9 protein-coding genes are annotated in these 12,624 nt (G+C 58.6%); all 9 read left to right on the forward strand.

Annotated features, from left to right (window positions below; translation table 11 throughout):
- Window positions 1-231: 231 nt before the first annotated feature.
- Window positions 232-975 (forward strand): 6-phosphogluconolactonase, encoded by a 744-nt coding sequence (gene pgl, locus ABYV26_RS11010; protein ID WP_372680942.1) that lies wholly within the window; start codon window positions 232-234, stop codon window positions 973-975.
- A 49-nt stretch (window positions 976-1,024) separates the two neighbouring features.
- Entirely contained in the window at window positions 1,025-1,984 is a 960-nt protein-coding gene (locus tag ABYV26_RS11015) for a glucokinase (protein WP_372680944.1), read from the forward strand.
- 4 nt (window positions 1,985-1,988) lie between these two features.
- Entirely contained in the window at window positions 1,989-2,753 is a 765-nt protein-coding gene (locus tag ABYV26_RS11020; protein ID WP_372680946.1) for a TVP38/TMEM64 family protein, read from the forward strand.
- On the forward strand, window positions 2,750-4,222 hold the full coding sequence (gene zwf / locus ABYV26_RS11025; RefSeq protein ID WP_372680948.1) for a glucose-6-phosphate dehydrogenase: 1,473 nt from the start codon (window positions 2,750-2,752) through the stop codon (window positions 4,220-4,222). The genes ABYV26_RS11020 and zwf overlap by 4 nt, the downstream gene beginning before the upstream one ends.
- A 52-nt stretch (window positions 4,223-4,274) precedes the next feature.
- Complete coding sequence (gene tal, locus ABYV26_RS11030; RefSeq protein WP_372680950.1) at window positions 4,275-5,378, forward strand: transaldolase; 1,104 nt, start codon at window positions 4,275-4,277, stop codon at window positions 5,376-5,378.
- A 32-nt stretch (window positions 5,379-5,410) separates the two neighbouring features.
- Window positions 5,411-6,865: a decarboxylating NADP(+)-dependent phosphogluconate dehydrogenase gene (gene gnd / locus ABYV26_RS11035; protein ID WP_372680952.1), complete on the forward strand. Its 1,455-nt coding sequence runs from the start codon at window positions 5,411-5,413 to the stop codon at window positions 6,863-6,865.
- A gap of 10 nt (window positions 6,866-6,875) precedes the next feature.
- A complete protein-coding gene (locus tag ABYV26_RS11040; protein ID WP_372680954.1) occupies window positions 6,876-9,569 on the forward strand; it encodes a hypothetical protein in 2,694 nt (897 codons plus the stop codon).
- A 263-nt stretch (window positions 9,570-9,832) separates the two neighbouring features.
- Window positions 9,833-10,681 carry an SDR family oxidoreductase gene (locus tag ABYV26_RS11045; protein WP_372680956.1) on the forward strand — a complete coding sequence of 283 codons (849 nt, stop codon included), beginning with the start codon at window positions 9,833-9,835 and terminating at the stop codon, window positions 10,679-10,681.
- A 57-nt stretch (window positions 10,682-10,738) separates the two neighbouring features.
- A partial coding sequence (locus ABYV26_RS11050) for an FAD-containing oxidoreductase (protein WP_372680957.1) occupies window positions 10,739-12,624 on the forward strand: 1,886 nt, incomplete at its 3' end.

Here is a 12,624-nt window from a genome sequence, read left to right on the forward strand (position 1 = left end):
GAATTTTTGTAAGCGTTCACATGTTCAGCGTTCACCGTTCTGGCTTTGTTTTCTATTGGTTGACCTTTTTCAGTTGGATCCTTGAAGTTGCGTCCCGACGTTTTCACCAACTGGCGCAGCTTGAAGCTAGTTTGCGGGGAACTTATCTCAATACCCGGCATCCTTTTTTCTGCTGGACGAGACGGATGGAGAGCCTGCTGAGAAATAGCGCAATGACATAGAGGAAAAATCATGGACTGTCTACCCAAGGTAACTATTTTTGCCAACCGCGACCATTTGGCGGCCGCGCTTTCGGCTCATGTCGCCCGTCTGGCAGCCATGACTGTTGCATCTCAAGGTCGTTTCTGCGTTGCCCTTTCCGGCGGTTCGCTCATGGACATCATCGGTCCGTCCTTGGGTTCAAATCCCCTGCGCGACACCGTCAACTGGTCAGGCTGGCATGTTTTCTGGGCTGACGAACGGTGGGTGCCGTGGAGCAGCCCTGAATCCAATTACGGACATGCGCAGCGTCAGTTCTTCAATCGCGTCAGCATTCCCGGCGAACAGATTCATGCCGCAGACGTTTCGCACAGGCCTTCCAAAACCGCCCAAGCCTATGAATCCACCCTGGCAACGGTATTTCAGCCTGGAGCAGGCCAAGTACCGCGATTCGACCTGATGCTGCTCGGTGTGGGAGAAGACGGGCACACCGCTTCCCTGTTTCCCGGCTATCCGGCTTTAAACGAAAACCGGCGCTGGGTGGTTCCTGTTGTAGACGCACCCAAACCGCCGCCAGTTCGTATTACGATGACACTGCCGGTGATCAATAATGCCCGCCATGTGGTCTTCGTGGCAGCCGGACAGGGCAAGGCCAATATATTGTCGAAAGTGCTCAACGATAACCTGCAGCAGCCGGAACTGCCGGCCCGACGGGTCAACCCGTCCAGCGGCGAGTTGCAGTGGTTTGTCGACCGGGCGGCTGCAGCGGAATGCTGAAAAACGCCCCAAAAAAACATTAACCCAAGCATGCGATGAGAAAATGGCCATGAAAACGATACTTGCCGCAGACATCGGGGGGACCAACAGCCGGTTTGCCCATTTTGAGACCGATCTGGAATCAACGCTGGCACTGGTCGACACGCTCTGGCTGCCTACCGATGAAGCTGATTCTTTTGTGCAGCTTCTCGAGCAGTTGCGATCATCCGATTTTTCCCTGCCGGCCGACGCGGCCGACATGGCCGTGATTGCGGTTGCCGGACCTGTTGAACAAGCGTCCTACTGCGCTCCGCCCTATATCGACTGGGATATCGATCTGGCCAGTCAAGCGGTTGCAAACACGTTCAAAAAAGCGATACTGATCAACGACTTTGTCGCCCAGGCTTATGCCAGTCGATCTCCGGCGGGCCAATCAGCCCGTACTATCCTTCCCGGTAAAATCATTGCCAACGGGACCGTCGGCGTTATCGGTGCCGGCACCGCCCTGGGCAAGGCACTCCTGGTGCCGATAGCCAACAGAGAATTCCTGGCCTTGCCTTCCGAAGGGGGACACGGCTATTTCCCGTTTGTCTCTCAACGAGAGTTCGCTTTTCAACAGTTTTACCGGGAAAAAAGCGGACAGAAACATATCACCGGCAATCTGGTGGTCTCCGGTCGTGGACTGCGCTATCTTCACTGGTTTCTCAGCGGTGAAGATCTGGCCCCTGAGGAAGTGACCAGGCGACTATCCGGAACATCAGAGACCCAGGCATGGGCCGCGAGGTTTTACGGCCGGGTTTGTCGGGACTTTGCCCTTGCGGTGTTGGCCCGCGGCGGCTTGTATATCGCCGGGGGGGTGGCGGCCAGAACACCTGAGATGCTGACCCATGAGAATTTCAGTAAGGAATTCCTCGATTCTCCGACAATGGGTCACATGTTGTCCCGGATGCCGGTGTTTTTGATGGACGATCAAGACAGCGGCCTTTGGGGTGCGGCGTTCCATGGACAACAAATGCTGCGAAAAGGATAAAACGATGGTCCAGGCAAAGAAAAAAAATTGGATCAACAAGGTGGCGATCGTCGGGGTGATCGTCCTGGGGATTGTGGCCTTTCGATATTTCGATCTGGGACAATATCTCACGCTCGATTACATCAAGGGCTCCCAGGAAAAATTCCAAGCGCTCTATCTGTCAAACCGCTTTCTGGTGATTGCCACCTACATGGGGATCTATATCGCGGTCACGGCCCTGTCCCTTCCCGGTGCCGCGGTGATGACCCTGGCGGGCGGCGGCCTGTTCGGTCTTGTCGTCGGAACTGTGGTCATCTCCTTTGCCAGCACCATCGGGGCCACCCTGGCCTGCCTGGTCGCCCGATTTCTGCTGCGGGACTGGGTCCAGGACAAATTCGGCGGCAAACTGAAGACGATCAACGAGGGCGTCGAAAAGGAAGGCGCTTTTTATCTTTTCTCCCTCCGGCTGGTGCCGATCTTCCCTTTTTTCGTGATCAATCTGCTCATGGGGCTGACCCGCATGCGCCTGTTCACCTTTTTCTGGGTGTCGCAGATCGGTATGCTGGCCGGGACCGTGGTCTACGTCAATGCCGGCAAGGAGCTGGCCAAGATCGACTCCCTGTCCGGCATCCTGTCGCCGGGCGTCTTGGCTTCGTTCGTGGTGCTGGGTCTTTTCCCGATCACCGTGAAAAAACTGCTGGCCCTTTACAAGAGGAAATTCAGGCCGGAAGCGGTTGGCCCGAGCGGTGACCAACCAATAAAGTCAGAGAAAAAGGAGACCGCTCGATGAGTGCTCCCGACCGACACGTCGCCGGCCCGACCATCGTTATTTTCGGTGCGTCAGGAGACCTGACCCGGCGCAAGCTGATACCGGCACTTTACAACAACTTGATCAAAAAGCGCCTGCCTGCCGGGCTGCGCATCGTGGGTTTCGCCCGCCGTGACTGGAGCGACGACCAATTCAGGGATCACCTGGGCAATGGCGCAAAGAAATACGCCACGGGTTTCGAGGCGCATATCTGGAACGAATTTGCCCGGAACGTCAGTTATTTTCAAGGCGACCTGGACACGACCGCAGATTACGAGAAACTTCAATCGACTCTCGATGAGATGGAAAATCAAACGGCCGATCGGCTGTACTATCTGGCCACGGCGCCTGATTTTTATGGTCCGGCATGCGACCATCTGGCTGCGGCCGGCATGAGTGCTGAGCAAAGCGGCCGGCGTATGATCATCATTGAAAAACCGTTTGGGCGTGATCTTGCCTCAGCCAGAGCTTTGAACCGACAGGTCCACGCAGCCTTCGCCGAGCATCAGGTCTATCGCATCGATCATTACCTGGGCAAGGAGACCGCCCAGAACATCATTTTTCTGCGTTTTGCCAACACGCTTTTCGAGCCGGTATGGAATCGGCGCTACGTGGCCAACGTTCAGATTACGGTGGCCGAAAGCGTTGATGTGGGACGACGCGGCGGGTACTATGACCAAGCCGGCGTGCTGCGGGACATGTTCCAGAACCACCTGATGCAACTGCTGGCGCTGACCACCATGGAACCGCCGGCCTCTTTGGATGCCGATGCGATCCGCAACGAAAGGGCCAAGGTTCTCGGAACGGTCCGTCCCATTGCGCTGAACGACACCATACGCGCCCAGTACGAGGGCTACCGGTCCAGCGCCGGCGTGGCCCCGGACTCGCAGACCCCGACGTTCGCCGCACTCAAGCTCTTTATCGACAATTGGCGGTGGCAGGGCGTTCCCTTCTACCTGCGATCCGGGAAAGCCATGCCCGCCAAAAGCAGCACCATCATCGTTGAATTTCAACCGCCGCCGGACGTCATTTTCCATTTGGGCCGCAACGCGCACTTCACGCCGAACTTCCTGTCCATCTGCATTCAACCGGACGAAGGCATCCATCTGCAGTTCGAGACCAAAGTGCCGGATACGGTATCCGAATCCCGCTCGGTCAACATGAGCCACTCCTATCTCGAGGCGTTCCCCGACGTCGTATTGCCGGACGCCTACGAACGGCTCCTCCTGGACGCGCTGAAAGGCGATGCCTCGCTGTTTGCCCGCAACGACGGGATCGAGGCGGCCTGGCGTCTGATCGACCCGATTCTTTCCGGATGGGAGTCAGATTCAAAGGCGGCGCCCCTGCACACCTACCCCATGAACAGCTGGGGGCCGGAGGCCGCCGATGCACTGTTGGCCAAAGGCGGCCATGCGTGGCGGATGGGTTGTTGCGGATTGCCCTGCAGGTAGCGCTCAGACAACCAGGCGCGCGAATCGCGCCACATATAGAAAGGATCTTATCATGACCCCATTAGACCAGCTCACCGCGCTCGGACAAGCCGTCTGGTTTGACTATATTCGTCGTTCGTTTACCCGGGCAGGAGACCTGCAGGCGTTGATTGATCAAGGCGTGCGGGGCGTCACCTCCAACCCGGCGATTTTCGAACAGGCCATCGCGGGCAGCGATGACTACGACGAGGACATCCGGCGGCTGGCGGGAGAGAATCGATCGGTGGTCGAAATCTACGAAGCCCTCGCCATTGAAGATATTCGACAGGCGGCTGACCTGCTGCGGCCGCTGTATGATCGAACAGACGGCCGTGACGGTTATGTGAGCCTCGAGGTCAGCCCCGCCCTGGCCCACGACACTGCCGGCACCGCTGCTGACGCCAAACGGCTGTTCGCCGCGACGGATCGTCCCAACCTGATGATCAAGATTCCGGCAACCCCGGCGGGCATCCCCGCCATCGAAAGCGTCATCGCAGCTGGAATCAATGTGAATGTCACCTTGATTTTCTCGCTGGCGCAGTACGAGGCTGCGGCCGGGGCCTACATCAGCGGTCTGGAAAAACTGCATGAAACCGGACGCGCACTCGGCCAGACCGCATCGGTGGCATCGTTTTTCGTCAGCCGGGTGGACACGGCTGTGGATGACGCCCTAGAAAAAATCGGCCGCAGCGATCTCCAGGGATTGACTGCCATCGATAACGCACGGCTGGCCTACGCCCGTTTCAGGGAGATATTCGCCGGCGACCGCTGGGACACATTGGCGGCTGTGGGCGCCCGCATCCAGCGGCCGTTGTGGGCCAGCACTGGAACCAAGAACCCCGCTTACGCCGATACGCTTTATGTGGACAACCTCATCGGACCGGATACGGTCAACACGCTGCCGCCGGCGACCTTGCAGGCGTTTATCGACCATGGACGGGCAAGCTTAACCATCGACAAAGACGTGTCAGGGGCCCGCAGCCGCATCGCTGCTCTGGCCGAGATTGGCATCCGTTTAGAGACCATTACCGGCCAGCTCCTGGAGCAGGGGGTGGCCGCCTTTGCCAAACCCTTCGAGAGCCTGATGAAAAGCCTCGAAGAGAAAAAAGACCGATTATCCGGATCCGGCAACGCGTAAAGCCGCCGTAGAAAAATGAAAGGAAAGGACACATGAAACAAGATGCCGATATTGCCGTGGTCGGACTGGCGGTGATGGGTGAGAACTTGATCCTGAACATGGAGAGCAAAGGGTTTACGGTGGCCTGTTTCAACCGGACCACGAGCAAAGTGGATGATTTTATCAACGGCCGCGCCGCCGGGAAAAACATCATCGGCAGCCACAGCATCGACGCACTCGTCGGCACCCTGAAAAGACCGCGCAAGGTGATGTGCATGATCAAGGCGGGCAGCGCCGTGGATGCGTTCATTGAATCGGTGACCCCCCACCTCGAGGCGGGCGACATCATTATCGACGGCGGCAATTCGTATTTTCCCGACACGATGCGCCGCGTGGCGGAGGCTGAGCAAATGGGATTGCTCTATGTCGGTGCCGGGGTTTCGGGAGGAGAAGAAGGCGCTTTGCTGGGGCCCTCCATCATGCCGGGCGGCTCACGGGGTGCATGGGAGTCAATTCAGCCGATTTTTCAGACAATCTGCGCGTACACGGACGACGGTGAGCCCTGCTGTGACTGGGTCGGAGAAAGCGGTGCGGGCCACTTCGTTAAAATGGTGCACAACGGCATCGAATATGGCGACATGCAGTTGATCGGCGAAACCTACCAGACCATGAAAGCGGGTCTCGGGCTGTCCAACAGGCAAATGCGTGATGTGTTCGCCCGATGGAACAAGGGCGTGCTCGACTCCTACCTGATCGAAATCACCCGTGACATTCTCGGATATGAAGATGAAAACGGAGAAGCGGTGCTCGATCGGATTCTCGACACGGCCGGTCAAAAGGGAACCGGAAAGTGGACGGTGACGTCTGCGTTGGACGTGGGTCAGCCGCTGACGCTCATCGGGGAGGCGGTATTTGCGCGCTGCCTGTCGGCACTCAAAGACGAGCGGGTCGCGGCGGCGCAGTTACTCGGCGGACCCCAGGAGGCTTTCAGCGGTGATACGGCGGCCATGATCGACGATCTCGAACAGGCGCTTTATGCGTCCAAGATGGTATCCTACGCCCAGGGATATCAGCTGATGCGCGAGGTGGCGGCCGAGCAGGGCTGGAAGCTCAATTACGGCGGCATCGCGCTGATGTGGCGGGGCGGCTGCATCATTCGTTCGGCATTTCTCGGAAAAATCAAGCAGGCCTTCGACACCGATGCCGGTTTGGTCAATCTGCTGCTGGACCCGTTTTTCAAGCAGGCCGTGGAGGCGGCCCAGGCGGGCTGGCGGCGTGTGGTGGCTACGGCAGTGCAACTGGGCATTCCCGTGCCGGCGATCAGCGCGGCCCTGGCCTATTTTGACGGGTACCGGTCGGCGAGACTTCCCGCGAACCTGCTGCAGGCCCAACGCGACTACTTCGGCGCCCACACCTACGAGAGAATCGACAGGCCCAGGGGTGAGTTCTTCCACACCAATTGGACGGGCCATGGGGGGGACACCGCGTCTTCCACCTATGATGTTTAGGAGTAACATCATGACAAACACCGCAGAGCATCAGCGACTTCAGGATCATCTGGACCGCAAAGCCAACTGGAAAAAATGGGGGCCCTACGTGAGCGAGCGCGCCTGGGGCACCGTGCGCGAGGACTACAGTGCCGATGGCAGCGCCTGGGAGTACTTTCCCCACGACCACGCCCGCAGCCGGGCCTACCGCTGGGGGGAGGACGGCATTGCTGGCATCTGTGACCGCCACCAGTATATTTGCCTGGCCCTTTCGCTGTGGAACCACCACGACCCGATTTTAAAAGAGCGCCTCTTCGGCCTGACCGGCTCACAGGGCAACCACGGCGAAGATGTCAAGGAGTACTACTTCTACCTGGATGCCACACCGACCCACAGCTACCTGAAGATGCTCTACAAATATCCCCAAGCCGCTTATCCCTACGCAGACCTGGTGGCTGAAAACGGTCGCCGGGGATTCAACGACTTCGAATACGAGCTGTCGGACACGGGCATCTTCGATGGCGACCGCTATTTCGATGTCTTTGTGGAATACGCCAAGGCGGACACTGACGACATGCTGGTCTCCATTACCGTTCACAACCGCGGTCCCAAACCGGCCCCTCTGGATGTGCTGCCCACAATCTGGTTTCGCAACACTTGGAGCTCGGGTTACGAGGCCGGTCCCATGGGCGATGTTCCGGGCCGGCCGATGCTCAGGCTGGTCGACGGCTCCAACGCCGGGCCGCACATACACCTTGCCCACCCGGCGGCCGGCGACTACTTTCTGTTTGCCGACAGACCGGATGACAAGGGCCAACCTAAACTGCTGTTCACCGACAACGACACCAACTCCCAGCGGCTGTTTGGTCGGCCCAACAGCAGTGACTATGTCAAGGACGCCTTTCATCGCCATGTGATCGGTGGCGAGGCTGATGCGGTCAATCCGGCCGGGGAAGGCACCAAGGCCGCCGCCTGGTATCGCTGCCAGGTTCCCGCCCATGGGTCGTGCACGCTGCGGCTGCGCCTCTCCGCCGCCTCATCGGATACCCCCTTTGACGATTTTGAAACCACGCTTGAGCGGCGCGTGGCCGAAGCCGATGCATTTTATGCAGCCATCCAACGCACCGATATCAACCCCGATCAACGGCAGATTCAACGCCAGGCACTGGCCGGCATGATCTGGACCAAGCAGTTCTTTTACTACAATGTGGAGCAATGGCTGAAAGGCGACCCGGCGCAGCCCGAGGTGCCCCCATCCCGAGCCAGCGGTCGTAATCATGAATGGGAACACCTCAACAACTTCGATATCATTTCCATGCCGGACAAGTGGGAGTACCCCTGGTATGCGGCCTGGGATCTGGCTTTTCACGCGATCCCCCTGGCCTTGGTCGACGCGGCCTTCGCCAAACGTCAGCTGACGTTGATGGCCCGTGAATGGTACATGCATCCCAACGGGGCCCTGCCGGCCTATGAATGGAAACTGGGGGACGTCAATCCGCCGGTGCACGCCTGGGCGGCCTGGCGGACCTATAAGATCGACGCCAAACAGCAGGGTCGACCCGATACGCAGTTCCTGGAAGGCATGTTTCACAAGCTGTTGATGAATTTTACCTGGTGGGTCAACAAAAAGGACGGCGAAGGCCGCAATGTCTTCCAGGGCGGTTTTCTGGGGCTGGATAATATCAGTGTCTTCGACCGCAGCGCCCCGTTGCCCACCGGCGGTCACATCGATCAATCCGACGGCACGGCCTGGATGGGATTTTACTGTTTGGAACTTCTCAAGATAGCCCTCGAGCTGGCCACGGACGATCCGGTCTATCAGGATACGGCCGGCAAATTCTTCGAGCACTTCCTGCGCATCGCCCGGGCCATGACCGGTGACTACCGCAACGGCTTGAGCCTCTGGGATGAAGAAGACGGCTTTTTTTACGACACCTTGCATCTGCCGGACGGCAGCTTCGTCCCACTCAAGGTCAGATCGCTGGTGGGCCTGATGCCGCTGCTGGCCGTCGAGACCCTCGAACACGATCTGATCGAGCGTCTGCCGGTCTTTAAGCGCAGGCTGAACTGGTTTTTCGAGAACCGGGTTTATCTGCGCGACAGCGGCGATGTCGCCTGTGTCAAAGATCCGGGGGAACAGTCGCGACGGCTGCTCTCCATCGTCAATCGAGACCGCCTGGTCAAGGTGTTGGGGCCCATGCTGGATGAAAAGGAATTTTTATCCCCCTATGGCATCCGCTCGGTGTCTAAATTTCACCAGGACCGGCCCTACACCTTCACCGTGGACGGTGTGCACCACACCATCGACTACCAGCCGGCTGAATCGCAAAGCGGGCTGTTCGGCGGCAATTCAAACTGGCGCGGTCCCATCTGGTTTCCGATCAACTACCTGCTGATCGAATCGCTGCAGAAATACCACCACTATTACGGGGATTCGCTCAAGGTGGAATGCCCCACCGGATCGGGAAGCATGCTGAATCTGGGTGAAGTGGCCACGGAGCTGTCCCGCCGCCTGATCAACCTGTTCCTTCGTGATGGCAACGGCCATCGTCCGATATACGGGGGTCAGCGCCGATTTCAGGACGATCCTCACTGGCGGGACTACCTGTTGTTTCATGAGTACTTTCACGGCGACAACGGCGCCGGGTTGGGCGCCAGCCATCAGACCGGCTGGACGGGGCTGGTGGCCAAACTGATTCAGCAGTCGGGTGGATGGTTCAATTGACTATGGTAAGAACCCAGGAGATAGAACTCAGCACAGCCAACTATCAAAAAGATGAGGTTTAATCGAAATTTAAACGTATTCACCCCTCACCCCGGCCCTCTCCCCTCAAGGGGCGAGGGAGTTCTTTAATGCTTCTCAGTCCAATAAATGAACATCGCTGGTGCCAACGTTCCCTCGCCCATTCGGGGAGAGGGACAGGGTGAGGGGTGTTTTGTCAGGTTCAAGTGAGATTTCATACGTGAATTCAAAAAGGAGGCAACACAATGAGTGAGGAACAATTACCACAAGTCGTGATGCCGCAATGTCAGGTGGAGCGGGTGTTAGTGGGACAAAAAGCACTGGTTACCGGTGCCAACTCGGGGATCGGCAAGGCAGTCGCCATTGCGCTGGGTCATTCCGGGGCGGACGTGGTGGTTAACTATGTGAGCGGCGCGGATCAAGCCCAGGAAGTGGTCGACGCCATCCAACAGTGCGGCAGCCACGCCCTGGGTTGCCAGGCCGACGTCTCCCGGGAAGATCAGGTGGTGGCCATGTTTGCGAAGATGAAAGCCGAGTTTGGCACCATCGACATCCTGATCAACAATGCCGGCCTGCAGCAGGATGCCCCTTTTGATGAAATGACCCTGGCCGAGTGGAATCGGGTCATCGATGTGAACCTGACGGGCCAGTTTCTGTGTGCCCGTGAAGCGGTGCGCGAATTCAAGCGCCGCGGCGTGGTACCGGATGTCTCCTGCGCGGCCGGTAAAATCATCTGCATGAGTTCGGTGCATGAGGTCATTCCGTGGGCCGGTCATGTGAACTATGCCGCCAGCAAAGGCGGGGTCATGCTGATGATGAAAAGCATCGCCCAGGAGGTGGCGCCCTATCGCATCCGGGTCAACAGCATTGCCCCGGGCGCGATTCGCACACCGATCAACACCGATGCCTGGCAGACCCCCGAAGCCTATGACGCGCTGATGACTCTGGTCCCCTACAAACGTATCGGCGAGCCCGAAGACATCGGTCGGGCCGCCGTGTGGCTGGCCTCCGATCAGGCTGATTACGTCAACGGCATCAGCCTGTTCGTGGATGGCGGCATGACCTTGTATCCCGGGTTTGCCACCGGGGGTTAGGACGGATCCGTCGGGCGCGATTTTAAAAGAGTCAATGCAGTGTGAGAGGAGAAAACCATGGCCGATGAAAAGAATAATGGTAAGGAGGCGTCCTTTGACAGCCAAGATCTTGAAGGATTGACCCAGCATGTGAAAGGTATCCTCGACATTCGGGATCGGACTTATGGCCTCCCACCGAAAACGTATGCGATGTGTTTTGTCGGCAGCGAGGCAGTCGACGCATTGTTGAGAGAGGAGATTGCCAACGACGAAGCCGACGCATTGCGTATCGGAAACATGATGCTCAATGCGGGTGTGTTTCATCACGTCCAACGGGCACACCCCTTCGAGAATAAATATCTGTTCTACCGTTTCGCCTCGGATGAAGACCACGGTAAGGTGGCCCGCAAACCCGATGGCAGCGCGGTCAGATGGGCGGATTTCTTGTTGCCGCTCACCTCGGCCGGCGGTCAGGCCTTTCCATTACAGCCGTCTGTCCCGGAACGCGATCCGGATTTGGCCGGTATGGCCCGGGAGAACCTCGAGGCTTGTGGTGTGGCACCGCTGGATGAACACAACACCCGATTCCTGGATCTGCTGCATCCCAAATCGTGGGTAGACCCGCAGCCCAAGCCTTCCTACAATCTGGTGGTGATCGGTGCCGGTGCCGGCGGGTTGGTGTCCGCAGCAGGCGCCGCCGGTGTGGGTGCCCGGGTGGCCCTCATCGAAGCGCACCTGTTGGGCGGGGACTGCCTCACGGTGGGCTGTGTGCCGTCCAAGGCGTTGCTGCGATGTGCCAAGGCCGTGGCTGCGGTGCGCCATGCATCCCAATACGGCGTCAAGATCAAGGGTGACGTTTCGGTGGACTTCGGCTTCGTCATGGAACGCTTGCGTCGCCTGCGGGCGAGCATTGCGCCCGTCGACTCGGCCGAACGCTACGCCAATCAGCTGGGCGTGGATCTTTATATCGGCAAGGGCGCCTTTACCGGCAAAAACACTATCGAGGTCAACGGCAAGTCCCTCAAATTTGCCAAAGCGGTGGTTGCCACCGGCGGCACGGCGGCGATCCCCAATATTCCGGGTCTCAAGGATGCGCCTTTTCTCACCAATGCCACTGTATTTAACTTGACCGTGCTACCTCGGCGGTTGGCGGTGATCGGTGCCGGCCCCATCGGGATCGAACTGGCCCAGGCGTTTCAGCGCCTGGGATCGCAGGTATCCGTCTTTTCGCGCAGCGGCGCCATTCTTCCCAAAGAAGACCCGGAGGCTGCCGCGATGGTGGAGAATGCGCTGCGCCGGGACGGGGTCACGTTCGTCTACCGTGTCAATTTCCGTGGCGTAGAGAGCCAAAAGGGAAAACCGCCGGTAAGCCTCGTTTTCGACCAGGGCGAAGCGGAACGCAGACTGGAATTCGACGCGTTGCTGATTGCCACGGGTCGCAAACCCGCCGTCGACGGCCTGGGTCTCGAGCAGGCCGGCGTGGAATACGATGCGCGCATGGGCGTTGTGGTCAACGACAGGCTGCAAACCACCAACCCCGACGTATACGCGGTCGGTGATGTGGCCAGCCGGTACCAGTTTACGCACATGGCGGACTTCGGGGCGCGCCTGGTGATCCGCAATGCATTGTTCTTTGGTCGTGACAAGTTTTCCAACCTGCTCATCCCGTGGGCCACTTATACGGACCCCGAAGTGGCGCATGTGGGGCTCTATGAGAAGGACCTTAACGACCGTAACATCGCATTTTCAACCTTCACGCGGGAGTTCGCCGATGTCGACCGGGGGATTGTCGACGGTGAAACCGACGGTTTTGTGAAGATTCATGTCAAGAAGGGCACGGACCAGATCCTGGGGGCAACGATTGTCGGCAGCCATGCCGGCGATATGATCAGCGAGATTACCGTGGCGATGCAGGGCGGGATCGGGCTTGGCACGCTGGCCAGTGTGATTCACCCCTATCCGAC

This window comes from Desulfosarcina sp., assembly GCF_041551955.1.
Taxonomy (GTDB): domain Bacteria; phylum Desulfobacterota; class Desulfobacteria; order Desulfobacterales; family Desulfosarcinaceae; genus Desulfosarcina.

Excerpts from the sequence above, each read along its gene's own strand:
- pgl (WP_372680942.1), top strand. The coding sequence starts at position 232 with ATGGACTGTCTACCCAAGGTAACTATTTTTGCCAACCGCGACCATTTG.
- ABYV26_RS11015 (WP_372680944.1), top strand. The coding sequence starts at position 1,025 with ATGAAAACGATACTTGCCGCAGACATCGGGGGGACCAACAGCCGGTTT.
- ABYV26_RS11020 (WP_372680946.1), top strand. The coding sequence starts at position 1,989 with ATGGTCCAGGCAAAGAAAAAAAATTGGATCAACAAGGTGGCGATCGTC.
- zwf (WP_372680948.1), top strand. The coding sequence starts at position 2,750 with ATGAGTGCTCCCGACCGACACGTCGCCGGCCCGACCATCGTTATTTTC.
- tal (WP_372680950.1), top strand. The coding sequence starts at position 4,275 with ATGACCCCATTAGACCAGCTCACCGCGCTCGGACAAGCCGTCTGGTTT.
- gnd (WP_372680952.1), top strand. The coding sequence starts at position 5,411 with ATGAAACAAGATGCCGATATTGCCGTGGTCGGACTGGCGGTGATGGGT.
- ABYV26_RS11040 (WP_372680954.1), top strand. The coding sequence starts at position 6,876 with ATGACAAACACCGCAGAGCATCAGCGACTTCAGGATCATCTGGACCGC.
- ABYV26_RS11045 (WP_372680956.1), top strand. The coding sequence starts at position 9,833 with ATGAGTGAGGAACAATTACCACAAGTCGTGATGCCGCAATGTCAGGTG.